Raw genomic sequence first — 25,549 nt, 5'->3', positions numbered from 1 at the left:
CACCACGGCGAATCCACGGCCCTGCTCGCCGGCACGTGCGGCTTCCACTGCTGCATTCAGCGCAAGGATGTTGGTCTGGAAGGCGATGCCGTCGATCACGCCGATGATGTCCACGATCTTGCGCGAGCTGTCCTTGATCGCACCCATCGTCTCCACCACCTGGTCGACGACGTTCCCGCCCTTGAGCGCGAAGTCCGAAGCGGACACGACCAGCTGGTTGGCCTGGCGCGCATTCTCGGCGTTCTGCTTGACGGTGGAAGTCAGTTCTTCCATCGAGGAGGCGGTTTCCTCCAGCGAGCTGGCCTGGGACTCGGTGCGCGAGGAGAGATCAGCATTGCCCGCAGCGATTTCGCGGGACGCGACAGAAATCGTTTCCGTGCTTTGCTTGATGTGGTTGATCGTATCGATCAGGTTGCCCTGCATGACCTTGAGCGAACTGACCAGCCGTCCGGCTTCATCCTTGCTTCTTGCCTCGATACGCGCGGTCAGGTCGCCGCTGGCAATCGTGTCTGCGACCGATGCGGCCTCATGCAGCGGCGCCGTGATTGTCCGCGTGATGAATATGGCGATGAACGCACCGAGCGTGAGGGTGAGGATGCCGATCGCCAGCATGCCCAGGCGCGTATTGCGATAATTCTCCATCGATTCTTCATAGGTCGCTTTCATTGACTTCTGCTGGTAGTCAGCCAGCGCGACCAGGCTGGCGATCCATGCTTCATGCAAGGGCAGAAAGTCGCTTTTCAGCATGTTCGCCGCGTCGAAGTAATTGCCGCTCGTGGCAAGTGTCTTGAGTTTCTCGATGACGGGGAAAATCGCCTTCTTCTGTTCAGTGGCCGCCGCCAGCAGCTTTCTGGCGTCGCCGCTGGTCGAGTACTTCTTCAAGGTTTCTTCGGCCTTCGTGTAAGTATCCAGAAGGCTGGCAATGTGCTTGATTTCACGCTCGCCTTCGGTGGCATCCGTGGGCGTCGCCATCTTGCGCACCGACAGGGCAAGCCCAATACCGGCTTCGCGCATTTCCATGCCACTCGTCAGGCTGCCAACTTTTTCGCTGACAATCAGGTTTGTCGTCGCATGGAGGTCGCTCAAGCGCCACAGACCGAGCACCAACAGCGCGGTTGCGCAGAGAAGCACTAATCCAAATCCGAATGCCAGCCGTGTGCCAATCCTGAGATCAGAGATTTTGAACATGATGCTTCCTTATTCCGATTGAAAAAGAGATGTCATTGGCTTCTCGCTCAAAACTCTTCCCAATCATCACCTGTCGCCGCAGGCAGTGCCTGGGCTCGTGGCGCTGGTGCCGTTGCGGATTTCACGGCCGTTGGCTTGGCTGCCTGCACGGACTTCGCCGACGACGCCTTTGGCGCCGCCGCAACCTTATTCGGCTGAGGCGCCGCCAGCGTGGTCATCTGATTGGCATGGTTCAGCTTGAACACCGCGACCGCCTGGCCGAGCGTTGCCGCCTGTGTCTGCATGCTGTCTGCCGCGGCGGCTGCCTGTTCCACCAGCGCTGCATTCTGCTGCGTCATTTCATCCATCTGGTTGATGGCAAGGTTGACCTGCTCGATGCCTGCGCTCTGCTCCTGGCTCGCCGCACTGATCTCGTTCATGATGTCGGCCACATGCTTGACCGAGGTGACGATCTCGTCCATCGTCTTGCCCGCCTCGTCCACCAGCTTGCTGCCCGCATCCACTTTCTCCACCGAGTCGCCGATCAATGCCTTGATCTCCTTGGCCGCGCCTGCCGAACGTTGCGCCAGATTGCGCACCTCGGCCGCCACCACGGCGAATCCACGGCCCTGCTCGCCGGCACGCGCCGCTTCCACTGCCGCATTCAGCGCAAGGATGTTGGTCTGGAAGGCAATGCCGTCGATCACGCCGATGATGTCCACGATCTTGCGTGAGCTGTCCTTGATCGCGCCCATCGTCTCCACCACCTGGTCGACGACGTTCCCGCCGCGCAAGGCGACGTCCGAAGCGGACACGACCAGCTGGTTGGCCTGACGCGCATTCTCGGCGTTCTGTTTGACGGTCGACGTCAGTTCCTCGATCGACGATGCCGTCTCCTCCAGCGAGCTGGCCTGGGACTCGGTGCGCGAAGAAAGGTCTGCATTGCCTGCGGCGATCTCGCGCGATGCGACGCCGATCGTTTCGGTCCCCGCGCGCACCTGCCCGACCGTATGTGACAGGCTGTCATTCATTACCTTCAGCGCAGCAAGCAGCTGACCCGTTTCATCGCGCGACGTGATTTCAATCCTTTGCGACAGGTCTCCTTCCGACACCGCCCTGGCGATGCGCACCGCTTCGTTCAGCGGTACGGAAATTGCCCTGACCAGCAACGTCCCGATGAGTGCCGCCAGAGCGACGCCGACGAAGATCGCAAGGAATGAAATATTGCGCACCAGGACGTAGGCGCCTTGTCCGTGTTCAAACGCACTTTTCGCCTGCTCGCGCTGCAGCTTGATGAGCGCATCCAGGCTCTCCATGAAGACCGCATAAGTCGCGGTCATCGGTCCTGATTCCAGTTCCATCGCCTGCTGGGTGTTGGCGCCGCGCAGTGCCTCGACCGTCGGCTTCAGGCCATCATTGAGGAACTTCGTGCGCAGCGTATGCGCCTTCGCTGCCAGGGCCTTTTCGTCAGCGGGCAGCGGGTGCGAAGTGTAGGCGTCCCACAGCTTGCTTGCCTCGTCCACCCGTTTCATGACCTCATCCATCCGCTTGACGACAACAGCAGGATCGCCATTGATCGACTCAGCCACAGCAACCCGGTTATCGCCGATCAGGCGCGCAATCCGGTTCAACTGCTGCGTCGGAACGAGTTGTTCCTCATACATTGCCTTCATCGAATCATTGGCCGAGCTCAGGCTTGTAATGCCAACTACCCCGCTGCCGATCAGCAGGAGTGAAAGAAAGCTGATCACGAATACCAGTCGTGATTTGATGGTCAGGTTGCCAAGCATGATTGTGTCCCTTTGTGGTGGCGTGATTCGTCGATACGTTGCCAACGAACCTGCGTTACTTCTTTTTGTGGTGCGGCGCCGTCTGCGAGGCGCTCGTGGTACTGCCTGTGCTGCCAGCTTTATGCGGCGATCTTGTCGATCAGTCCCATCTCCGAGCTGGACATCAGCTTGTCGATATCGACGAGGATCAGCATGCGCTGGTCGATGGTTCCCAGCCCGATCAGGTAATCGGTGTTCAGCGCCGTGCCCATTTCAGGAGCGGGCTTGATCTGCTCCGGCGACAGTGTCGTCACGTCCGATACGCTGTCCACCACCATGCCCACAACGCGCCCTGCGATGTTCAGGATAATCACCACCGTGAATTGGTCATAGGTCGGCTCGCCGAGATGGAATTTGATGCGCATGTCCACGATAGGGACGATGATTCCGCGCAAGTTGACCACACCCTTGATGAAGTCGGGTGAATTCGCAATGCGCGTCACTGTTTCGTAGCCGCGGATTTCCTGCACTTTCAGGATGTCGATGCCATATTCCTCCTTGCCCAGTGTGAAGGCGAGGAATTCACGACCTGCGATGTCGCGATCCGGCTTTTCGCCGATCGCCTGAACGTTGTTGCTAGCGGTTTGTGTCATGGCGGATGTCCTTGTCAGGAGAAAATGGATTCATCGGTAAGCTGGCGGCTGGAACGCAGCAAGGCTGCCACGTCGATAATCAGGGCGACGCCGCCGTCGCCGAGAATGGTCGCGCCGGAAATGCCGGCCACCTTGCGGTAATTCGATTCGAGGTTCTTCACTACGACCTGCTGCTGCCCGACGAGGTCGTCGATGAACAGCGCGGCCTTCTTGCCTTCGGATTCGAGGATCACGACGATGCCCTGCGAGGGGTCGGTGAAGCGCGGCTCGATGCCGAACATCTGGTACAAGGGGATGAGCGGAAGATAATCGCCGCGCACCTTGATGACACGTCCCTGGCCAGTGATCTCCTTCACATCGGCGGAAGCGGGCTGCAGGGACTCGACCACATAGCCCAGCGGCAGGATGTAGATTTCTTCGCCGACCTTGATCGACATGCCGTCGAGGATCGCGAGCGTGAGCGGCAGAGAGATCGAGATCGTGGTGCCGAAACCCTTGGCCGAGCGAATCTCGACGATGCCGCCCATTGCCGTGATGTTGCGCTTGACCACATCCATGCCGACGCCGCGGCCCGACACGTCGGTCACGATTTCCGCCGTCGAAAAGCCCGGCGCAAAAATCAGCTGCCACACGTCGGCATCGGTCATCGAATCGGATACGGCCATGCCCTGTGATTTCGCCTTGGCCAGGATCTTTTCGCGATTCAGGCCGCCGCCGTCATCGCTCACTTCGATCACGATATTACCGCCCTGGTGGCCGGCGGAAAGGGAAAGCTTGCCGACCTCCCCCTTGCCCGCGGCCTTGCGTACCTCGGGCATTTCAATGCCATGGTCGATGCTGTTGCGCACCAGGTGTGTCAAAGGATCGACGATGCGTTCGATCAGGCCCTTGTCCAGCTCGGTCGCAGCGCCGTGGGTGATGAATTCGATGCGCTTGCCAAGCTTGGTCGCAAGATCGCGCACCATGCGCGGGAATCGCGAGAACACATAATCCATCGGAATCATGCGGATCGACATCACGGCTTCCTGCAAGTCGCGCGTGTTGCGGGTGAGCTGGCTGACGCTGTTGAGCAGGCGCTCATGCAGCATCGGATCGAGCGTGCTGGTACGCTGCTCGATCATGGCCTGCGTGATCACGAGTTCGCCGACCAGGTTGATGAGCTGGTCAACCTTCTCGATGCCGACACGGATCGACGTCGTTTCCTGGTTGTGGTGTGCGTTTCTATCTTCGCGCTTGGCCGACTTCCTGTCCGGCCCCGGATGGGAAACCGTTTCTTGCGCCTGGACTGCGGGCACCGGTTCGACCGGCTGCTCCGGCCTGACCACGCCCTCCCGTGCGTCTTTCATGCGCTGGGTTTCAAACGGCTGTTCGAAGAATCCGTAGCCTTGCTTTTCCTCCTGCGCGGCCTTTGCGATCGACGGTGCGGCGGCAGCATCTTCTGCCACATGCTGCGGCAGCGGATCGAAGAATCCGTAGCCCTGCGCGTTCTCCTGCGCGGCCTTCAGCTCCTCCGGTGTCATCGCGCGGGGCGCCGCCTCTTCGGTGATCTTCAGGTCGTTCGGATCGAGGATGAACGAGCAAATGGCAATGATGTCATCCGCGCTGCTGGAGGTGACGAGGGTGAATATGGCGTGCCCGTCTTCGCCGGCTGTTCTGCTTATCTCGCCGAGCAGTCCCATTTCCGCCGCAAGCGCATCGACATCCTTGTCCGCTGCGGGCGGCAATTCGACGCGGAACTGGCGTGTCGCCCCACCCTGCATGGTGGTCGGCTTCGGCTGCTCGACTGCAGGTGCCACATCGAGGGACGCGGCCGGCATGGCCTGCGGCACATCGCCTTGTGACAAGGACTGCAGCATCATGCGAGCGTCGACGATGGCCTCCTGATCCACCGGGGACTGGAAGCGATGCCCGTCCAGCTGCATCTTGAGTACGTCTTTCGCGACGAGGAAAGCGTCGACATGCTCCGCCGACAATGCCATTTCGCCCTTGCGGATCTTGTCCAGCAGGGACTCAAGCACGTGGGTCACGTCGGTCAGGTCGGTCAGCCCGAAAGTCCCGGCACCGCCTTTGATGGAATGCGCCGCGCGAAAGATCGCGTTCAAGTCCTCTTCGTCTGGCGATGACACGTCGATCGCAAGGAGCAGCTTTTCCATTTCAGCGAGAAGTTCTTCAGTCTCGTCAAAGAACACCTGAAAGAACTGGCTCATGTCAATGGTCATTATCGGACTCCGTCTCTACACTTCATGTGCTTCTGCATGTTCGCATTGGCGCAACATCAGCCAATCACTTTTTTCACGACTTCCGTCAATCGTTGCGGGTCGAAGGGCTTGACCAGCCATCCGTTGGCGCCGGCAGCGCGCCCCTTCGACTTCATTTCATCGCTCGATTCCGTCGTCAGCATCAGGATCGGCACTTTCTGATACGTCGCCAGGCCACGCAGCGACCGGATCAGGGTCAGCCCGTCCATGCGCGGCATGTTCTGATCCGTGAGGACCAGGTCGAAGATCTGCCCTTTCGCCTTGTCGAGGCCGTCCTGCCCGTCCACGGCTTCGGTGACCTGGTAGCCGGCCGCCCGCAGGCTGAACACCACCATTTGCCTCAGTGAACCGGAATCATCCACTGCCAGAATCGTTTTTGCCATCTTTGTAACTCCTGCTGTTTTCGTTGCCGGGACGTACCCGCATTCAGATTGTTCGTCGCGCTAGAAAAGTTCGATATCACCGCTTTCCATGTGGGTCTGGCAAACCGCCTTCCACAATGCGCTTTCCAGCTTCAGGCTCTGCTCTTCGAGCACTTTGTTGATGCCGTTCAGGGTGTCGATGATTTCGTCCGCGTTGCCTTCGGAAATGCCCGAGCTGCCTGACCCAATGCCGCCGAGGACATCGCGCAGGCCTGTCACGCGCTTGACGGTGCGGCCGATGAGCTGGCTTGTCATGTCCTGGAATTGCAGCCCGGTGACGGCTGCGTTGACGTGCTCACCAATCTCCCGGTGCCTGGTTTTCAATTGTTCGGCAATTTCAGGAGTCGGCCTGGCACCAGATAGCAGCAGATCGATCGCCTCCTGCTGTGCACTGATCGCCTCATGGATCGCCATGAAGCTGGCCCCGAGCTTTTCGATCGCCTCGCCGAGCAGGATACTGGTCTGCACCAGGTCTGTCTCCACCTCGGTCAGATGCTGGGTTCCGTGATCCGACAGGTTGGATAACAAGTGCCTGACTTGCGAGCCCAACAGTTTTTCTCTTGTCATGAAATTATCCCGCCCCTACCCGGCCAGTCATGCTGACGTCGGGTGACATCACTGCTTCCCGGGGGCAGCGGCAGCGCCGGCCAGCTGCTTCCTGGCTTGTGCCTCGCTGGACACATCTACCGTCCCACCGTCCTTCGACACGGATTCTTCCGTCCTCTTGTTCATTACGATGATGCTAATGCGCCGGTTGATCGGGTTGAACGGATCGCTCGTATCGGCCGGCACGGCCGATGACAATCCGACCACACGCAGCACCTTTGCCTCATCCATCCCGCCCGAAATCAGTGCCCTGCGAGAAGCGTTTGCCCGGTCGGCAGACAGTTCCCAGTTGCTGTAGCCCTTCTCGCCATTCGCATAAGGCTTCGCATCAGTATGCCCCGACAGGCTCACCCTGTTGGGGACATCATTCAGCGCACGCCCGATCTCCAGCAGGATCTCCCTGGTATACGGTTGTAGCTCCGCGCTCGCCAGGGCGAACATGGGTCGATTTTGCTCGTCCACGATCTGTATCCGCAAGCCCTCCGTTGTAATATCGATCAAGAGCTGCTTCTTGAACTGCCGGAGCGTCGGCCGTGATTCGATCGCTTCCTCGATACGTGCCTTCAGGCTCATCAGGCGCTCCTTCTCCTGGCGCTCGAGCTCCTTTTCCACGTCGCGCAAGTGCGCGGCCTGCAGGTTATAGGTCTTCTTGATTTCGGGATCGTCCGCCTTCTTGATCTGCCCATCCTTGCGCGTCAGGTCCTTGCCGCCGCCCTGCACGATGCTGGAGCTGTCGCCTGCACCACTGCCGCCGGACATGGCCACCTTCAACGGAGTCTTGAAGTACTCGGCAATGCCCTGAAGGTCGCCCTTCGCCGTCGATCCCATGAGCCACATCAGGAGAAAAAAAGCCATCATTGCGGTGACAAAGTCCGCATAGGCGATCTTCCACGCGCCGCCATGGTGGCCGCCGCCTGCCTTGTTCACCCGCTTGACGATGATGGGACGCAGCCCTTCGTCGGCCATGTTCTCTTCCGCTCCCGATAAACGATCTTATTTCGACTTGGATTGCTTGATGTGCTCTTCGAGCTCCATGAACGACGGACGCTCCGTCGAGAACAGCACCTTGCGGCCGAACTCGACTGCCAGCGCCGGCGCATAGCCATTCAGGCTCGCCAGCAATGTCACTTTGACGCACTGGAACATCTTCGACGACTCATGCAGCTTCTGCTCAAGCACACCCGACAGCGGCCCCACGAAGCCATAGGCAAGCAGGATGCCGAGGAAGGTGCCGACCAGCGCATGGGCGATCAGCAGGCCGAGCTCCGCCGGCGGCAGGCCGACCGATTCCATCGTGTGCACCACGCCCATCACCGCGGCCACGATACCGAATGCAGGCATGCCGTCGCCCAGCTTGGCAATGGTGTGCACAGGGATTTCCCCTTCCGCATGGTGCGTCTCGATTTCGTTGTCCATCAGGTTCTCGATCTGGAATGCGTCCATATTCCCGGAGACCATCAGGCGCAGGTAATCGGTCATGAATTCGATGATGTGATGGTCCGCCAGGATGCCGGGATATTTGGTGAAGATGGCGCTCTCCTCCGGCTTGTCGATGTCGCCCTCGATGGACATCAAGCCTTCCTTGCGCACCTTGGTGAGGATTTCGAACAGCAGAGTCATCAGCTCCATGTAAAGAGCCTTGGTGTACTTCGATCCTTTCAGCGTCATCGGCAGTGCCTTGAGCGTGGCGCGGATCGCCTTGCCGTTGTTGCCAACAAAGAAAGCGCCGACCGCCGCACCGCCAATCATCAGGAGTTCAACCGGCTGCAGCAGTGCGGCCAGGTGTCCGCCAGCGATGGCAAAACCACCAAAGACGGAGCCAAGAACGATGAGGTAACCAACTATGACTAGCAAGGGTAGATGCTCCGGTCGTTATAAGTGGAACAAGGGAGTGCATGAAGGCATTTCCTCGTTTCAACATTTTGCCAATTCGCATTCAGGATAACAACCAGTAAATTTTTACTATGGCCAATCTGTACCCGAAAGACGGCATTCAATTGGGGTTACGACTCGAATGCAGGGAACTTGAGACAGAAGCGCCACGGTGACGGACCGCACGAAGCCGTGCCCGGACACCTCAGAAACGCCACCCAAACAGCGGCCGGGCCGTTGCGCTCGCCCGCCTGACGAAATGCGGCGCCGCGCCCGGCACATCGAACTCGCAACTCAACAGGAGCGACCCGGGGCGCATTTCCGCCCTCGCCTTGCGCCACAGCGCTGGCATGGCAGCAGGCGACAGATACGCAAACACAATGTCGTAGTCACCCAAATGCAAGCGCTCGTAGTCAGTACGGCGGAAGCGAGCTTTGCTACGCCCGAGGGACGCGCGCAACACGCTGACCAGCCAGGGCAATGGCGCCACTTCGACACCCTCGACAGCGCTGTCCGGTCGCAGTGCCGCCAGGCGCATCGTCAGTCCGCCGAATCCGCTGCCGAGGTCGATGATGCGCAGCGCACGCTCCTGGGGGAGCGAGTCGGCGACGGCCTGCCATATGACAGGCGTGGACGGATAGTAAGGAACCTGCGTCCGGAAGGTGGTCCAGAACAGGACCGCCAGGAATAGGAACGCGGCCAGGAAGATCCAGGCAGGCAGGTGGATCGCGTGGACCGCGATCGCAGCGAACGGGAAAACAAGCTGGAGCGGCATCCACCACGGAGCCATGTTGCGCCAGCGGGAAATCACGGCGGCAACCACACCTTGCAGGACGGCCGCGATGCCAAGACTGAGCTGGATGTTTGTCAGCACCGGCATGGCGTACGCGACAGCCAGGATCAGCACAAATGAAATTGTCTGAATCAGCAGTGCCTGCACTGCCGGGCTAAAGCGAAAGACTCTGGAGTTCGACCAATCCGACTCCGGACGGCCGGTAGACATCATTAACCTTTTGATATCAAGCGTGCGGCGCCGATGAGACGGCGGCGGCACTGGCGGCTTCGTCCTTCGCCCTCTTTGTCTTGCCGGCGCGGGACGGCATATGGCACAGCCCGCAGGTGTAGTCGGTATGCAGGTCCAGACGATGCACCACGAAGTCGCCGCCACACTTGCTGCAGCTCGCGGTCTCGAGCATTTTGCTTTCGAAGAAGCGCACCAGCGTCCACGCGCGGGTCAGCGACAGGACCGGCTCGCCGTTCGCATCGGGTTCGACCTGCTCCAGGTAGAGCTTATAGGCCTTCATTACTGCCTCAATACCCGAAATCTGCGCATGCTCGACCAGGTACTTGTGGATATTGATGAAGAGCGAAGAATGAATGTTCGGTTGCCAGGTAATGAACCAGTCAGTGGAAAACGGCAGCATGCCTTTCGGAGGGGAGACGCCCTTGAGCTCCTTGTAGAGCTTCAGGAGACGCTCGCGCGACAGGGAAGTCTCGGATTCAAGGAGCTGAAGACGCGCACCGAGGTTGATGAGCTCGATTGCGAGCTGGATTTCCTGCGCTTCCGTGACTACGCTTTTCTTCGCCATGTTGACCTCGTCTCGTCTCCAACGCCTGCTGCAAAAATTCAGGAAATTTCCTCGACCTGCTGGCCCGCCATCAGGATCGCGGCATGGGAATGCGCCAGTCCGCGTTCCTTGTTGTAACTCGTCAACATTCCGAGAATGGCCCCGTCATCGAAACGAAAACGCGCCAGCATCATGTTTGTCCCGGCAAGCCTCAGGATTTGCGCGTTATTCAAACCCTCGATCAGATCTGCGATCTCACCGCTGATTCCGAGACGGAAAACGGCAGAAGCCTTGTCAGAACGGATCATCTGCTGCGCAAGCATCAGGTAGCTCAGATTGGCGTCACGAATCTCGGCCATCATGTCATTCGTGTTCATTTTCATCCCCTTGTCCTATGGAAATAGTTTCCGTTTGGAATCCCATTGAGATGAATTCTGAATTGGAGATTGCTTACTGGAAATAGGTACCGCGCCATATTTTTCGTAGGGCGCGCACGAACGCCGCCCGTAGGCGTTTGTCTTACAAGCGCCGAGCGACATCCTTCCCGCACTTCCGGAAAAGCACGGAGATTGGCTTCTGGCGCGGCTTTCGGGCCGATCAACGATCGGTCGCTCAGCCGTCCGGGCCGGGGAGATTGTCTAGAAAACTTGTTTTTCTTATATGCGTTCAGGATTGCAATAAATGGCTTTCGCCGGTTTATCTCAAGCACTTCGTCATACCGCTTTGTTGTTTATCGGCAGCATTTCGGTCAAATTTAGGGTTCCACGCAAAAATTTTTAAAATTTTTTGGCCGCGGTTTCGCTTTTGAACTTATCGGACCGGGAAGGTGGAAATTTAGGGCTGTCGGGAAATTTTTTTGGAATGCTCGCCCGCGCCCCGCAAGAAAGTTGCAATTTATGCAATTATTGTGCGGACACCGAAAGCTGGCGTATCAGACATGAACGGGGCCATTGCGTGATGCCACGAGGATCGGTGGCGCGAATGCGCAGCGGAGGCGGCGGAGCGACAGTACGGCGTCGGTAGATGTGCCGCATTTGAAGCGAACAACAAAAAACCCAAGGGCTTCATGTCCGCCGGTGAAGTCTGGCGAGATTTCCCCGCATGCTGCGGTCGGTGGCTCGACTATCCACCACGCCATTCCAGGCCGGACACACAGTGCAGGCTCAATCTTTCGCTAAAAATAAAAAAGCCCCTTGCGGGGCTCTTTGCATTCTGGCGGAGACGGAGGGATTCGAACCCTCGATACAGGTTTAAGCCCGTATGCTTCCTTAGCAGGGAAGTGCCTTCGACCACTCGGCCACGTCTCCACTCTCGCAACGGTGTTACGGCTCCCGTCGCAGTAAAGTCACGCATGATAGCTGCTCACGCGGACTTGGTCAATGAAACTATGCAGTCAGTTCGAAAACGATCAAGCTTTTTCCAGGTCGAATGTCTTGTGCAGCGCGCGCACCGCAAGCTCCATATACTTCTCGTCGATCAGGACAGAAATCTTGATCTCCGACGTGGAAATCATCTGGATGTTGATGCCCTCTTCCGACAGCGTACGGAACATTTGCGATGCGATGCCGACGTGGCTGCGCATGCCCACACCAACCACTGACACCTTCGAGACCTTCGTATCGCCGATGATGCTGGTAGCGGCGATGTGTTCCTTCACACTCTTGTTCAGCACGTCCATCGCCTTCGCATAGTCGCCACGCGGCACGGTGAACGTGAAATCGGTCTTGCCTTCGACGGACTGGTTCTGGATGATCATGTCGACTTCGATGTTGGCATCGGCGACCGGTCCCAGGATCTGATAGGCGATGCCAGGCCTGTCGGGCACGCCCAGCACGGTAATCTTCGCTTCATCGCGGTTGAACGCGATTCCGGAAATGACGGCTTGTTCCATGTGTGTATCTTCCTCAAACGAAATCAGGGTGCCGGAGTTGGCTTCTTCTTCCAGCGACATGAGCGGATCGGTCAGCGACGACAACACGCGTGTCGGCACCTTGTAATTGCCGGCAAATTCCACCGAGCGGATCTGCAGCACTTTGGAACCGAGCGATGCCAGTTCCAGCATTTCTTCGAAAGTCACCGTCTTCAGGCGACGCGCCTCCGATACCACGCGCGGATCGGTCGTGTACACACCGTCGACGTCGGTATAGATCAGGCACTCCTGCGCCTTCAGTGCGGCGGCAACCGCTACTGCGGAGGTGTCCGAACCACCGCGGCCGAGCGTCGTGATGTTGCCAGCATCGTCCACCCCCTGGAAGCCGGTGATGATCACGATCTTTCCGGCGGCAAGATCCTTGCGCACGCGGGCATCGTCGATCGACTGGATGCGCGCCTTGGTAAAGGCCGAGTCGGTCTTGATCGGCACCTGCCAGCCCGCATAGGACACCGCCTGCTTGCCAATGGTCTGCAATGCCATCGACAGCAGCGCGACCGACACCTGCTCGCCGGTCGACGCCAGCATGTCGAGTTCGCGCGGATCCGGCTGCGGCATGATTTCCTTTGCCAGGGCGATCAGACGGTTGGTCTCGCCCGACATTGCGGACGGCACTACCACGATTTGATGACCAGCGTCATGCCATTTGGCGACGCGCTTAGCGACGTTCTTGATGCGCTCTGTCGAGCCCATGGAAGTGCCGCCGTATTTGTGGACGATTAAAGCCATAAGGGTGAAAAGCTGCGCTGAAGAAATGAAGAATTGTGAGAAAAATCAACCCTTTACTTTACATGCTGCAACGCAGGAAGGCAAGTGCCGAGGCTTGAAGCAATGTCGCCAAGAGTTGAATTTCCTGCACGAAGTCAGGAGGCGCCGGCTTCCCAGCGCAAGCGGATGGCCTGCCCTCGCGTCATTGGCACATCGCGGCAATTCATCCCGATTCCCGCGGCATACAGCAACTTCCCGTCGCCCGTAACAACAACCGGCAAACGGGTTCGCTCCCATGCAGGAACATCGAGGTCCTGGAAATGATGTTTCAGGCTTTTCGTCGGACGATCCGCAGCAAGCTTCAATTTCTCGCCGCCACTCCGGTGGCGCAGGTGCAGTTCCTGTGCGCGCAGCCAGACGCCATCGACGCCTTCCGCCACGATATCGAAATGCAGGCTTCCGCCATAGGCGGGAAACGGCATTTCTGCCTCGCCGTTCCATCGGAATGCGACCGGCGGCAACCTCACGCCGCCATTCATTATCCTCGGCACCAGATGCATCATGCCGCGATGGCGCCGGATTTCGCAGTCGGGATGCGTCACGCAAACCAGCGCATCCTTCCGTGCCTCGAACAGCTGCCCACGCATCTGCACCAGCCAGGCCGTGGACGGCATGCGAATGCCGTGCCGCGCAAACCAGTGGCGCAGCAGATTGTCGATCCGGTCGGTGCCGAGTTTTTGCAATCGTGCGATATCGATGGCATCACCGGCGCAACAACTGGCAAGGTCCTGCTCTGCGAGTTCGTCGAGCATGCCTTGCGCCGAGCGGGCATGCTGTGCGGCGCGCGCGAGGCGCCGCTGGAAGCCCGGGAAATAGCGGTCGAGCGAGGGCACGACGCCGTGCCGCAAGGCGTTGCGGGCATAACGAAGATCGGTATTCGATTCGTCTTCCACGAATGCAATGCCGTGCTGACTCACAAACATCGCCAGCTCCGCGCGCGTCACCTCCAGCAAGGGACGGCCGATCAGCGTGCGCGCATCGCCAAGCAGATCGGGGGCAGTATTGAGCGCATCCATACCGCACATTCCCGTTACACCTGAACCGCGCAATAACTGCAGCAGCACGGTCTCAGCCTGATCGTCCTGGTGATGCGCAGTCAGGAGCAAGGGCACTTCATGCTGCCGGCATAATTCCCCCAGCGCTGCGTAGCGTGCGGTCCTCGCGGCCTGCTCAACGCCGTCGCGTTCACGATCCGACAGCACCATGCGGCGTGCATCGAAATGAATTCCGGACGCCGCGCACTCCTTCTCGCAATGGGCAAGCCATGCATCGGCATTCGGGCTGATGCCGTGGTGGACATGAAATGCAAACAGGGAGATGCCGTGCGCCTTCGCATACACATGCGCGAGATGCAGCAAGGCCGCCGAATCCAGCCCACCGCTGTAGGCGACTGCCAGCCGTTGCGTAGTTCCACTCTCAGAAAAAGCAAAAACGCGCGCCCGGATCACTCCCAGCGCGCGTTCGAAGGCGTCGATGATAGACGCTGCCTGCGGATTCGGCACAACTTATTCCGAAGGCGTGATTTCCTTGAACTTGCCGTAGGCCATCAGCTTCTCATGCCTTGTGGCGACTAGTTCTTTCGGTTTCATGCCCTGTACCTGGCGCAGCGAGTCAGCCAGTGCGCGCTTGAGCAAGGAAGCCATCTGTTTCGGATCACGATGCGCGCCTCCCAGCGGCTCATTGACGATCTTGTCCACCAGGTTCAGTGCCTTCAGGCGATGAGCGGTGAGACCCAGGGCATCTGCCGCATCGGCGGCGCGCTCGGAAGTCTTCCAGAGAATGGATGCGCAACCTTCAGGCGAAATCACGGAGTAGGTCGCGTATTGCAGCATCAGGACGACATCGCCAACTGCGATCGCCAAGGCGCCGCCCGACCCGCCTTCACCGATGATGGTGGCGATCAGCGGCACCTTAAGCTCGGCCATCACATACAGGTTGTGGCCAATGGCTTCGGACTGGCCGCGTTCTTCGGCATCGATGCCGGGAAAAGCGCCGGGTGTGTCGACAAAGGTGAAGATCGGCAGACCGAACTTCTCGGCAACCTTCATCAGGCGCATCGCCTTGCGATAGCCCTCCGGTTTGGGCATGCCGAAGTTGCGCATCGCACGCTCCTTCGTATCGCGTCCCTTCTGATGACCGATCACCATGCAAGGCTGACCATTGAAGCGGGCAAGGCCGCCGACGATCGACAAATCGTCCGAATACGTGCGGTCGCCGTGCAGTTCATGGAAATCCGTGAAGATCTCGTTCACGTAATCCATCGTGTAAGGACGTTGCGGGTGACGCGCGATCTGCGACACCTGCCAGGGCGTCAGCTTTGCGTAGATATCCTTCGTGAGCTGCTGGCTTTTCTTGGAGAGACGTTCGATCTCTTCGGAGATGTCGACTGCAGAATCATCCTGCACAAAACGCAGTTCTTCGATTTTTCCCTCGAGTTCTGCAATCGGCTGCTCAAATCCGAGAAAAGTTGTCTTGCTCATCGTGCCTCCTTGTTGATGAGACGGATATCAATCAATGATCGGCGCGGAATCGAGACTGCGCCAGAGATACCACGTCGCGACAGTGCGCCACGGCTCCCAGTTTGCGGCCACTTCGCGCGCATCGCTACGGGAAACCGGTTCACCTGAAAAATAGTTAATGCTTATGCCCTTGAGCAACCCAAGGTCGTCCAAAGGCAAAATGTTGGGCCGGAGCAGATTAAATATCAAAAACATCTCTGCTGTCCAGCGTCCGATTCCCCGGATCTGGATCAGTTCCGAGATGACTTCTTCGTCGTCCATCTCCGTCCATTTGTCCGCATGGACGCGCTTGGCCTTGAAATGCTCCGCGAGATCGATGACATACTCCGCTTTCCTTTTTGACAAGCCACAGGCCGCCAGTTTTTCCGCCCCCGCCTTGAGCACCTGCGCCGGCGTGCATTTCGGGCACACTTCGAGGAAGCGCTCCCAGACGGCGTCCGCAGCCTTGACCGAGATCTGCTGTCCCACGACCGACCGCGTCAACGTGGTGAATGCCTCACCGCGCCCGACCAGGTGCATGTCGCCGAACTGCGGGATGAGTTTGCGCATGATGCGGTCACGCTTCATCAGTTCATCCTTGGCGTCCTGCCAGTAGACCGGCACTCCCATCATTGCCCCATTCCCCAGCCGAGATGTCGACATGCCTTCAAGCCCTTCTCCACTCGGTGATCCCGCCCGGCTTGTCCTCGAGAACAATGCCCTTGGCAAGGAGATCGGCGCGAATGCGGTCCGCCTCTGCAAAATTCTTCGCCTTCTTCGCGGCCACCCTGGCCTCGATCTGTGCGGCGATCGCCGTCTCATCAAGGGCCTGCGCTGAGGTGGATGGCCCACCCTGCAGGAACACCTGCGGCGTACGCTGCAAGAGCCCGATAACTCCGCCAAGCGCCTTCAACTGGCGCGCAAGCGCCGGCGACCTCGTCTTGTTGACTTCGTTCGCCAGGTCGAACAGCACGGAGATTGCAACCGGCGTATTGAAATCATCATTCATCGCGTCCGCAAAGCGAACCGCGTGCGATTCGTTCCGATCAAACGGGAGCGCGTCCGGCGCGACTTCCTTCAATGCCGTGTAGAGACGCGTCAATGCATTCTTCGCATCGTCCAGGTGAGCGTCGGAGTAATTGAGCGGGCTGCGGTAGTGGGCGCGCAGGATGAAGAAGCGCACAACCTCGGCATCGTATTTTTTCAGTACGTCGCGGATGGTGAAGAAGTTGCCGAGTGACTTCGACATCTTTTCGTTGTCCACGCGGATGAATCCGTTGTGCATCCAGTAATTGACGAAAGCATGGCGGAATGCCCCTTCGGATTGCGCAATCTCGTTCTCGTGGTGCGGAAACTGCAGGTCCTCGCCGCCACCGTGGATATCAAACTGCTCGCCCAACAGATCGCAGCTCATTGCAGAGCACTCGATATGCCATCCCGGGCGGCCTTTGCCCCATTTCGAATCCCACTTCACCTCATCGGGCTCGGACTCCTTGGCGGATTTCCAGAGCACGAAATCGAGCGGATCGCGCTTGCCGGTATTGAGCTCGACGCGCTCGCCGGCGCGCAAGTCGTCCAGCGATTTGCCGGAAAGCTTGCCGTAGTTCGGGAAGTCGCGCACCGAATAATTCACGTCGCCGTCGGCTGCCTTGTAGGCCAATCCGTTCTGCTCCAGCGTTTCGATCAGGCCGAGCATCTGCGGCACGTATTGTGTCGCGCGCGGTTCATGATCGGGCTTCTGCACGCCGAGCGCGGCGGCATCTTCGTCCATCGCTGCGATGAAGCGCTGCGTCAGCTGCGAAATCGATTCGCCATTCTCGACAGCGCGCCTGATGATCTTGTCGTCGATGTCAGTGATGTTGCGCACGTAAGTCACATCCAGGCCGGATGCGCGCAACCAGCGCTGCACCATGTCGAACACCACCATGACACGCGCATGTCCAAGGTGACAATAGTCATACACCGTCATTCCGCATACATACATGCGGACTTTACCGGCCTGCATGGGAACAAAGGTTTGCTTGTCACGTGCAAGCGTGTTGTAAATCTTGATGGCAGTCATGGGCGATTTTTCCGTTCCGGCCGGGAGCGCATGGCACGCCCGCTGAAGGTTTCCCATCCCTTGGAAACCGGCGTGTGATGTAGCGCAACAGAGAGGCCGAACCCTTTTGTAATGCTTATTTTGATAAAATGCACGGTTCCGCTTCAGTATAACATTGAAGCCTTGCCCTACCGTTGCGCCTGGTGTGCCCGAATGGCGGTCGGCAAGGGGACACGCAAGATACACAAACAACTTTTTCCTGTAAAGAGCAAAGGAATCAGCAATGCAACATTCCCGCCGACATATCATGCAGCTGATCGCCGCGCTGTCCCTGGCCGGCACAGGCTTTGGCGCCATGGCTGCCGACACGCCGCATGTTTCCCTGAAGACCAGCATGGGCGAGATCGTTCTGGAGCTCTATCCCGACAAGGCGCCGAAGACCGTCGACAATTTCTTGTCTTACGTGAAATCCGGCCATTACAACGGCACCATTTTCCATCGTGTGATCAACAACTTCATGGTCCAGGGCGGCGGCTTTGACAAGGACATGAAGCAGAAACCGACCAATCCGCCTATTGAAAATGAAGCAAAGAACGGATTGAAGAATGAGGCATACACGGTGGCGATGGCGCGCACTTCGGCGCCGCATTCCGCGTCCGCGCAGTTCTTCATCAACGTCAAGAACAACGGCTTCCTCGACTACCCTGGCCAGGATGGCTGGGGTTATTGCGTGTTCGGCAAGGTCGTCAAGGGAACTGACGTAGTCGACAAGATCAAGGCAGTGGAAACCACCAGCAAAGGGATGTTCCAGGATGTTCCGGTAAAACCGGTCGTCATTGAATCCGCATCCATCGTCAAATAATTCAATTCATTCCAAAGGACTATCATGGCTGTCATCCTCACCACCAACTACGGCAAGATCAAGCTGGAACTCGATGCAGAAAAAGCGCCGAAGACCGTTGAAAATTTTCTCTCGTACGTGAAATCCGGTCACTACGACGGCACGATCTTCCATCGCGTCATTGACGGTTTCATGATCCAGGGCGGTGGTTTCGAACCCGGCATGAAGCAGAAGCCGACCAACGAACCGATCGAAAACGAAGCCAAGAACGGCCTGAAGAACGAGCCTTACTCGATTGCCATGGCGCGCACTTCGGCGCCGCATTCCGCATCCGCACAGTTCTTCATCAACGTCAAGAACAACAGCTTCCTCGATTATCCAGGCCAGGACGGTTGGGGCTATTGCGTGTTCGGCAAGGTGACCGAAGGAACTGACGTCGTCGACAAGATCAAGTCGGTGAAAACCACGCGCACCGGCATGCATTCCGACATACCGGTTGAAAACGTCGTGATCGAAAAAGCAGAAATCGTCTGATTGATTCAGCCTCGGTGCTCGCATGCCCGGATCAATCGTGAATGCACAAGAAAAAGAAGCGCAATCGCAGGCGGTTGCGCTTTTTGTTTCGGACGTACACCTGCAACCGTCGCTGTCGCGTACGACGCAGGCCTTCCTTGACTTCCTGCATCGGCACGCGTCGCATGCCCAGCAGTTGTATGTACTGGGTGACCTGTTCGAATATTGGGCCGGCGATGACGACATCGTTACCCCGTACAATCAGCGAATCGCCGATGCGCTCAAGTCAATCAGCGATGCCGGGGTGAAGCTCTTCTGGATAGGCGGCAATCGTGACTTTCTGGTCGGCGAAGACTTTGCCCGTGCAGCCGGCATGACACTGCTCGCCGAGCCATATGTCGCTGATATCGCGGGCCACCGCATCACGTTGGTGCATGGAGATGCGCAATGCACAGACGATCACGGTTACATGGCGTTTCGCGCACAGGTGCGCCAGCCGGAATGGCAACGCAATTTTCTTATTCTGCCGTTGGCCCAACGCAAGGAAATCATCGACCGGATGCGGAGCGGCAGCCGCGAAGCGCAGCGCGAAAAGTCTTACGAGATCATGGATGTGAATCCGGAAGCAATCGCTTCACTCTTCGAAGCAACCGATGCCACGACCATGATTCATGGCCACACCCATCGCCCGGGCGCTCATGAGCATCAAGTGAATGGAAGGACATGCATCCGTCATGTTCTGCCGGACTGGGATTGCGATCATCAACCGATGCGCGGTGGCTGGATTGCCATCGATGCAGACGGTCGCTTCAAACGCTTCAATGTGGATGGAATGGTAGTGCGGCAGGATTGAGCCGCGCTAGTCGAACTGCTTCCTGAAATCATCAAACTGCTCGGTCAGGCGATCGACTTCGCTACGCAACCGCGCCACCTCCGCTTCGAGCTGCGCCACACGATCCTGGCGCGGAAGCTCCACGCCGCTGGAAAAGCTTGCAGCCACCTCCTGCTGCTCGAGAACCTCGTCGCCCGACAGAAGATGCACATAACGCGACTCCTTGGTTCCGGGGGCACGCGCCAGCCGTGCGACCAGCGGCGGATACTTGTCGATCAGGAATTGCAGGCCGGTTTCGACGTCTGCGACAGAGCCAAAGTCATGCAGGCGGCCGCTGCGCGAGCGGATTTCGCCGGGCGTCTGGATTCCGCGCAGCATCAGTATCGCTAATACGGCGAGCTTGTCCTGTTCCAGCGACCATTTCATCCGCATGCGATGTTCGTATTTTACGACCCGTGCACCGGCCTGCCGCACCTCGGAAACCAGCTTCTTCTGGATCAGGCGCTGCAAGACATCCTGCACAGTGTCTTCTGAAATGGACATCACAGGATCGCGGCTCGACAACTGGTTGCAGCCATTTGTCAGGGCATTGAGGGACAAGGGATAGTTGTCCGGCGTAAGCGCTTCTTTTTCCGCCAGCACGGCCAGCACGCGCACTTCGAATGGATCAAGAATGTCGTCACGCTGCCCTTGCGCATCCGTCGTATTCAGCTCAGTCACCTTGCTGCCTCATTCCACCAGTTTGTTCAGTTGTTCTGCATCGAACTGATCGATCTGCGGGAGCGCTTCGCAGCCGACACCCGCTGCCTTCAATGCGGTGAGAATGTTCTCGATCTGCTGCTCCTGCAAGACTGCGCGATCGATCAGCTTGTGCAATGCCATCGACAAGGGATCTTCGTCCGCATTGGGCGTAACACCGTAAGCGGCAAAGACGCGCGCCGCCGCTTCCTCCCGCTGGCGTCCCGCATCCTTTTGCATGATGTGCGCCGGATTGCCGACGGCAGTCGCGCCAGGAGGCACCTCCTTGACCACAACGGCATTCGACCCGACCTTCGCGCCGTCGCCAACCGTGAAACCGCCGAGCACCTTGGCGCCGGCGCCGATAATCACGCCGCGCCCGAGCGTCGGATGACGCTTTGTTCCCTTGTGCAGCGAAGTTCCGCCCAAGGTCACGCCTTGGTAAATCGTGCAATCATCGCCGACTTCCGCTGTCTCGCCGATGACCACGCCGAATCCATGATCGATGAATACACGCCGGCCTATCGTCGCACCGGGATGGATTTCAATCCCCGTCAGCCCACGTGCAATATGCGAGACAAAACGCCCCAGCCACTTCAGTTCATGAACCCAGCACCAGTGTGCCCAACGGTGCATCGCGATGGCGTGCAAACCCGGATAGCAGGTAAGCACCTCCCATGCAGTGCGCGCGGCCGGGTCACGGTCGATAATACTGACGATATCTTCGCGAATGCGGCTGAACATAAGAAATGTCGATGAGTGCTCTGAGTCGTAATGTTAACGTCTTGCATCGCGCTTGCCTACCCGATCCGCGGCTCGACGAGTCGGCACCCCGCTGCACACGTTACCGCGCTGAGATCCGCTGTCGTCGTGCTTCATACAGGCAGACGCCGGACGCGACCGACACATTCAGGCTTTCGACCGCGCCGTACATGGGAATGCTGACGAGGACGTCGCAATTCTCCCGCGTCAGGCGTCGCATGCCCTCGCCTTCCGAGCCCATGACGATCGCGACCGGGCCGGTAAAGTCCGCTTCGTAAAGGCCTTTCTCGGCATCATCCGTGGTGCCGATCAGCCAGACATCGCGCTCCTTGAGCTCGCGCATGGTACGTGCGAGATTAGTCACGGTAATGTATGGCACCGTGTCCGCCGCACCGCTTGCCACCTTGGCCGCCGTCGCATTGAGCCCCACCGCGCGGTCCTTCGGTGCAATCACTGCATGCGCGCCAGCTCCATCGGCCACGCGCAGGCATGCGCCGAGATTGTGCGGATCGGTCACGCCGTCGAGCAGCAACAGCAGTGGCGGCCCTTCGATCGCGTCGAGCAATTCGTCCAGATTGCGCGCCAGCGACAGCTCGCCTGCCTTTGCAACCACACCCTGGTGTCGCCGCGTGCCAACCATGCCGTTCAAACGCTGGTCATCGACCTGGATGATGCGCACCTTGGCGGCCTCTGCCGCGTGCAGCAACTCCTGCATGCGGCGATCGTGCCGGGTTGCATCTACGTAAATTTCCTCCACCGATGATGCTTCATGGCGCAGACGCGCCGTCACGGCGTGAAAGCCGAAAATCATTTTGCTTTTCATGTCTTATCTTTTCTTTTTGCCATTCTTCGCACGCGACTTGCTTGTACGCGTCGTCTTTGCGCTTCCGGAAGCGGATTTGACGCGCTTCGGTCTGGCAGTCTTGGCCGCTACCGCTTTTCTGGGCGCAGCTGCCTTCCTGGGTTTCTTTTCGTGCGCCTGCGCGGATTCGGCACGGCGCACTTCAGTTTTCAGCGCCGGCCTGATGTCTGCCTGGTGCACGAGCCGCAAGTCGATCTTGCGGGCGTCGAGATCGACCCTGCTTACCTGCACGGTCACACGATCGGTAAGCTGATAACGAATGCCTGTACGTTCGCCGCGCAATTCGTGGCGCACCTCGTCGTACTGAAAGTAATCCGCACCCAGCTCGGTGACATGGACCATGCCTTCGATGAACAAGGTGTCGAGCTGCACGAAAATACCGAACGGTGCCACGCCGGAAATCGTGCCAGAGAATTCTTCGCCCAGCTTGTCCCGGATAAAATAGCACTTCAGCCATGCCTCGACATCGCGGGACGCCTCATCGGCGCGCCGCTCATTGGCCGAGCAGTGGATGCCGAGCGCTTCCCAGATGGCGAGCTCGCCCTCTTTTCTCTTCTTGCCTTCGGCCTTTTCCTGCGCGGCCATCCTGCGTGCGGCTGGCGACAGCATCGTGTTCAGTTGGCTAGTATCGATTCCCTTCGGTTCATAGCGCTTGCCCTGCATGATAGCCTTGATCGCGCGATGGGTAAGCAGATCCGGGTAACGGCGAATCGGGCTGGTGAAATGCGCATAGGCTTCATAGGCCAGGCCAAAGTGCCCGATGTTTTCCGGGCTGTACACTGCCTGCTGCATCGACCGCAGCAACATGGTCTGGATCAGCACGGCGTCCGGACGCAGCTTAATCTTCGGTATCAGTTCAGCATAATCGGATGCGGCAGGCGTCTCACCGCCCCCGAGGTGCAGGCCCATTTGCTTCAGGAAGGTCCTCACCTGGTTCAACTTCTCCTTGGACGGCGCAGCGTGGACGCGATAGACACCCGGATGCTTGTGTCGCGCGAGCAGATCCGCGGCGCAGACATTGGCCGCCAGCATGCATTCCTCGATCAGCCTGTGCGCATCATTGCGCGTGCGCGGCAGAATCTGTTCGATCTTGCCGGCGGCATTGCAGACAATGTAGGTCTCCGTCGTCTCGAAGTCGATCGCACCGCGTGCCTGCCTTGCCTGCAGCAAGGCTTGGAACACCCCGTAGAGATTCTGCAAGTGCGGCACCAGTGCGGGACGTTTGGCGGCCTCGGGGCCCTTGGTATTCTCGAGGATGGCGGCAACTTCCGTATAAGTCAGCCGCGCGGCCGAGTGCATTACCGCCGGATAGAACTGATATGCCTTGATCTCGCCTTTTGCGGTGATCACAGCATCGCACACGAGCGTCAGCCGGTCGACATCGGGATTCAGCGAGCACAAGCCATTGGACAGCTTTTCCGGCAGCATGGGAATCACGCGCCGCGGGAAATACACCGACGTGCTGCGTTCCAGCGCGTCGACGTCCAGCATATCGTTCGGCTTCACGTACTGGCTGACATCGGCAATTGCCACAATCAGGCGGAAGCCCTTGGTGCGGCCGATCTTCACCGGTTCGCAGTACACCGCATCGTCGAAGTCACGCGCATCTTCACCGTCAATCGTGACCAGCGGGATGTCGCGCAAGTCGACGCGCTCTGCGAGATCCGCCTGGCGGACTTCATTCGGCAGTTTGGCAGCCTGCTTCTTCGCAGCCTCGGAAAACTCATGCGGGACACCGTACTTGCGCACAGCAATCTCGATCTCCATGCCGGGGTCATCGATGTCGCCAAGTACCTCGACGATTTTTCCGACAGGCTGGGTGTAACGCGATGGCTGCTCGATCAGTTCGACGCTGACCACCTGCCCGGTCTTTGCCTTGCCGGGTGAGCCTGACAGCAGGATGTCCTGGCCAATGCGCTTGTCTTCAGGGGCGACGATCCAGACACCGTTTTCATTCAGCAGACGACCGATGACGTGCGTATTGGCGCGTTCGACCACTTCGACGATCGTGCCCTCTGGCCGTCCACGGCGATCGGTGCCGACGATCCGTACCTGGACGCGATCACCATGCAGGACTTTCTGCATTTCCTTTTCGGGCAGGAAAATGTCCTCGCTGCCATCCTCGGGAATCAGGAAGCCGTAACCTTCCCGGTGTCCGGCCACGCGGCCTTCAATGAAGTTCGGCTGATGCGCAAGCTGATAATGGCCATTGCGAGTAGGCCTGATCTGACCATCACGTTCCATCGCGTTCAGGCGGCGCGTGAGGCCGTCCAGTTCTTCAGGTTTGACGTCGAGTGCCGCGGCGATGGAGTGCACGTCCTGTGGTTCCGCCGCGGTGCGCAAGATACCGAGAATCTCCTCTCGGCTGGGGATACTGTATGAATATTGGTTCAAATGGGTGCTTCAATCATTTTTATTAAGTTACTACAGGGGTTAGTGTAACGGAGTACCGTTGTATTTACCTAACCCCCGACTTGTTCCGAATCTTACGCGATGTTCATTGCATCGACGAATTGACATATTCGAGTTTTCCGCTATAATTCTGGTCTTTCGCATCGCCCAGATGGCGGAATTGGTAGACGCACTAGGTTCAGGTCCTAGCGGTGGCAACACTGTGGAGGTTCGAGTCCTCTTCTGGGCACCAGGTTTAAAAAGGTCCGCAAAATGCGGACCTTTTTCTTTTTGGGCCCCGAAAAACAGGATACGCCGGCATTCGTCCGATGGCTATGTCCGGCCCGCCTCGGCCCCGTCTCGCGCGGACTCCCGACGATCGTGCAAGAGCTTTCACGGCCTCAAATAAAAACCCGTTGGTTTCCCAACGGGTTTTTTCATTCAATCACTGCGCGGCGTTGCGCTGATTCCCTGCATTGGATTCTGAACGAAAGAGCAAGTTCTGCTCAGCTCGCGTCGCCTTTTCTGAGCCAGGCTGCCAACTGGTGTGGCCGCAGGCTGTCATAAGCTTCGAATGGCTGATGAATCCACGGATTATGGGACAGGTGGTGCATGAAATAATCCGGCCGGACCGTGGAACAGGCTTTATACCAAATGACCGCTGAACGAACCTCCGTCACCTCCGGGAAGTTCTCCTTGATGTGATTCTGTACCTTTTGCAGCGTCACACCCGAATCCACCAGGTCATCCAGCAGCAGCACCTTCCCGGCGAGTGGGCCCTTGGTCACGGTGATGTGCTTCGCAATATCAAGGTTGCCCTGCACCGTGCCCGCCTCTTCGCGATATGAACTGGTCGAGAGAATTGCCAGCGGAACATCAAAGATCCGGGAAAAGATGTCGCCAGGGCGCAAGCCGCCGCGCGCGAGGCACAGGACCTGGTCAAATTTCCATCCCGACTCGTGAATGAGGTGTGCCAGGCCGACAACGGCCTGATTGTAGTCGTCCCATGAAACCCAGAGGTCCTTGTCGCTCGTCGAACTCATTGCTTCTCCCCGTTC

24 protein-coding genes and 2 tRNA genes are annotated in these 25,549 nt (G+C 58.5%); 4 read left to right on the top strand and 22 right to left on the bottom strand.

Annotated elements, in window-relative coordinates; all coding sequences use genetic code 11:
* The 17 genes from VJ698_RS10085 to cysS all read right to left on the bottom strand — a co-directional run.
* On the bottom strand, positions 1-1,188 hold a 1,188-nt coding region (locus VJ698_RS10085; protein ID WP_324102603.1), incomplete at its 3' end, for a methyl-accepting chemotaxis protein.
* 47 nt (positions 1,189-1,235) lie between these two features.
* On the bottom strand, positions 1,236-2,957 hold the full coding sequence (locus tag VJ698_RS10080; RefSeq protein ID WP_324102602.1) for a methyl-accepting chemotaxis protein: 1,722 nt from the start codon (positions 2,955-2,957) through the stop codon (positions 1,236-1,238).
* Positions 2,958-3,076: 119 nt separating this feature from the next.
* On the bottom strand, positions 3,077-3,589 hold the full coding sequence (locus VJ698_RS10075; RefSeq protein WP_324102601.1) for a chemotaxis protein CheW: 513 nt from the start codon (positions 3,587-3,589) through the stop codon (positions 3,077-3,079).
* 14 nt (positions 3,590-3,603) lie between these two features.
* On the bottom strand, positions 3,604-5,808 hold the full coding sequence (gene cheA, locus VJ698_RS10070) for a chemotaxis protein CheA (RefSeq protein ID WP_324102600.1): 2,205 nt from the start codon (positions 5,806-5,808) through the stop codon (positions 3,604-3,606).
* Between the two features lie 56 nt (positions 5,809-5,864).
* Complete coding sequence (locus VJ698_RS10065) at positions 5,865-6,230, bottom strand: response regulator (protein WP_324102599.1); 366 nt, start codon at positions 6,228-6,230, stop codon at positions 5,865-5,867.
* Positions 6,231-6,290: 60 nt separating this feature from the next.
* Positions 6,291-6,836 (bottom strand): chemotaxis protein, encoded by a 546-nt coding sequence (locus VJ698_RS10060; protein ID WP_324102598.1) that lies wholly within the window; start codon positions 6,834-6,836, stop codon positions 6,291-6,293.
* Positions 6,837-6,884: 48 nt separating this feature from the next.
* A complete protein-coding gene (motB, locus tag VJ698_RS10055) occupies positions 6,885-7,841 on the bottom strand; it encodes a flagellar motor protein MotB (protein WP_324102597.1) in 957 nt (318 codons plus the stop codon).
* 27 nt (positions 7,842-7,868) lie between these two features.
* A complete protein-coding gene (gene motA / locus VJ698_RS10050) occupies positions 7,869-8,729 on the bottom strand; it encodes a flagellar motor stator protein MotA (protein WP_324102596.1) in 861 nt (286 codons plus the stop codon).
* A gap of 223 nt (positions 8,730-8,952) precedes the next feature.
* Positions 8,953-9,627 carry a class I SAM-dependent methyltransferase gene (locus VJ698_RS10045; RefSeq protein ID WP_324102595.1) on the bottom strand — a complete coding sequence of 225 codons (675 nt, stop codon included), beginning with the start codon at positions 9,625-9,627 and terminating at the stop codon, positions 8,953-8,955.
* Between the two features lie 139 nt (positions 9,628-9,766).
* Entirely contained in the window at positions 9,767-10,336 is a 570-nt protein-coding gene (gene flhC / locus VJ698_RS10040; RefSeq protein WP_324102594.1) for a flagellar transcriptional regulator FlhC, read from the bottom strand.
* A 38-nt stretch (positions 10,337-10,374) separates the two neighbouring features.
* Complete coding sequence (flhD, locus tag VJ698_RS10035) at positions 10,375-10,692, bottom strand: flagellar transcriptional regulator FlhD (RefSeq protein WP_324102593.1); 318 nt, start codon at positions 10,690-10,692, stop codon at positions 10,375-10,377.
* Between the two features lie 836 nt (positions 10,693-11,528).
* Positions 11,529-11,622, bottom strand: a tRNA-Ser gene (locus VJ698_RS10030).
* Positions 11,623-11,723: 101 nt separating this feature from the next.
* Positions 11,724-12,974 carry an aspartate kinase gene (locus tag VJ698_RS10025; RefSeq protein ID WP_324102592.1) on the bottom strand — a complete coding sequence of 417 codons (1,251 nt, stop codon included), beginning with the start codon at positions 12,972-12,974 and terminating at the stop codon, positions 11,724-11,726.
* Positions 12,975-13,108: 134 nt separating this feature from the next.
* Entirely contained in the window at positions 13,109-14,515 is a 1,407-nt protein-coding gene (gene tilS, locus VJ698_RS10020; RefSeq protein ID WP_324102591.1) for a tRNA lysidine(34) synthetase TilS, read from the bottom strand.
* 3 nt (positions 14,516-14,518) lie between these two features.
* Positions 14,519-15,493 (bottom strand): acetyl-CoA carboxylase carboxyltransferase subunit alpha, encoded by a 975-nt coding sequence (locus VJ698_RS10015; protein WP_324102590.1) that lies wholly within the window; start codon positions 15,491-15,493, stop codon positions 14,519-14,521.
* A 27-nt stretch (positions 15,494-15,520) separates the two neighbouring features.
* Positions 15,521-16,174 carry a DNA-3-methyladenine glycosylase gene (locus VJ698_RS10010; RefSeq protein WP_324102589.1) on the bottom strand — a complete coding sequence of 218 codons (654 nt, stop codon included), beginning with the start codon at positions 16,172-16,174 and terminating at the stop codon, positions 15,521-15,523.
* A gap of 4 nt (positions 16,175-16,178) precedes the next feature.
* Positions 16,179-17,573: a cysteine--tRNA ligase gene (gene cysS / locus VJ698_RS10005; RefSeq protein WP_324102588.1), complete on the bottom strand. Its 1,395-nt coding sequence runs from the start codon at positions 17,571-17,573 to the stop codon at positions 16,179-16,181.
* A 262-nt stretch (positions 17,574-17,835) separates the two neighbouring features.
* Between cysS and VJ698_RS10000 the strand changes: the two genes are divergently transcribed.
* Genes VJ698_RS10000 through VJ698_RS09990 form a run of 3 tightly spaced genes read left to right on the top strand, consistent with a single transcriptional unit; the run spans position 17,836 to position 19,759 of the window.
* Positions 17,836-18,414, top strand: a complete 579-nt coding sequence (locus VJ698_RS10000) for a peptidylprolyl isomerase (protein WP_324102587.1) — start codon at positions 17,836-17,838, stop codon at positions 18,412-18,414.
* Between the two features lie 24 nt (positions 18,415-18,438).
* Positions 18,439-18,927, top strand: a complete 489-nt coding sequence (locus tag VJ698_RS09995; RefSeq protein ID WP_324102586.1) for a peptidylprolyl isomerase — start codon at positions 18,439-18,441, stop codon at positions 18,925-18,927.
* A 22-nt stretch (positions 18,928-18,949) separates the two neighbouring features.
* Entirely contained in the window at positions 18,950-19,759 is an 810-nt protein-coding gene (locus VJ698_RS09990) for a UDP-2,3-diacylglucosamine diphosphatase (RefSeq protein ID WP_324102585.1), read from the top strand.
* A gap of 6 nt (positions 19,760-19,765) precedes the next feature.
* Here the strand turns inward: VJ698_RS09990 and VJ698_RS09985 are convergent, their stop codons facing one another.
* The 4 genes from VJ698_RS09985 to rnr all read right to left on the bottom strand — a co-directional run bounded on the left by VJ698_RS09985 (position 19,766) and on the right by rnr (position 24,494).
* Positions 19,766-20,458 (bottom strand): YceH family protein, encoded by a 693-nt coding sequence (locus tag VJ698_RS09985; RefSeq protein ID WP_414691139.1) that lies wholly within the window; start codon positions 20,456-20,458, stop codon positions 19,766-19,768.
* A gap of 9 nt (positions 20,459-20,467) precedes the next feature.
* Positions 20,468-21,220 (bottom strand): serine O-acetyltransferase, encoded by a 753-nt coding sequence (cysE, locus tag VJ698_RS09980; protein ID WP_324102584.1) that lies wholly within the window; start codon positions 21,218-21,220, stop codon positions 20,468-20,470.
* 100 nt (positions 21,221-21,320) lie between these two features.
* The gene (rlmB, locus tag VJ698_RS09975; RefSeq protein ID WP_324102583.1) at positions 21,321-22,061 is read right to left on the bottom strand and encodes a 23S rRNA (guanosine(2251)-2'-O)-methyltransferase RlmB; all 741 of its coding nucleotides are present in this window, start codon (positions 22,059-22,061) and stop codon (positions 21,321-21,323) included.
* A gap of 3 nt (positions 22,062-22,064) precedes the next feature.
* A complete protein-coding gene (gene rnr / locus VJ698_RS09970; protein WP_324102582.1) occupies positions 22,065-24,494 on the bottom strand; it encodes a ribonuclease R in 2,430 nt (809 codons plus the stop codon).
* A gap of 163 nt (positions 24,495-24,657) precedes the next feature.
* Between rnr and VJ698_RS09965 the strand changes: the two genes are divergently transcribed.
* Positions 24,658-24,744, top strand: a tRNA-Leu gene (locus tag VJ698_RS09965).
* Between the two features lie 253 nt (positions 24,745-24,997).
* On the opposite strand, the gene VJ698_RS09960 is transcribed toward VJ698_RS09965, so the two are convergent.
* Positions 24,998-25,534, bottom strand: coding sequence for a phosphoribosyltransferase (locus tag VJ698_RS09960; RefSeq protein ID WP_324102581.1), 537 nt, complete (start codon positions 25,532-25,534; stop codon positions 24,998-25,000).
* Positions 25,535-25,549 lie beyond the last annotated feature (15 nt).

This window comes from Noviherbaspirillum sp., from assembly GCF_035254685.1.
In the GTDB taxonomy this organism is placed as follows: Bacteria; Pseudomonadota; Gammaproteobacteria; order Burkholderiales; family Burkholderiaceae_D; genus Noviherbaspirillum.
Note: the sequence above shows the minus strand (reverse complement) of the source record. Positions and strands in the feature narration are given on the sequence as shown.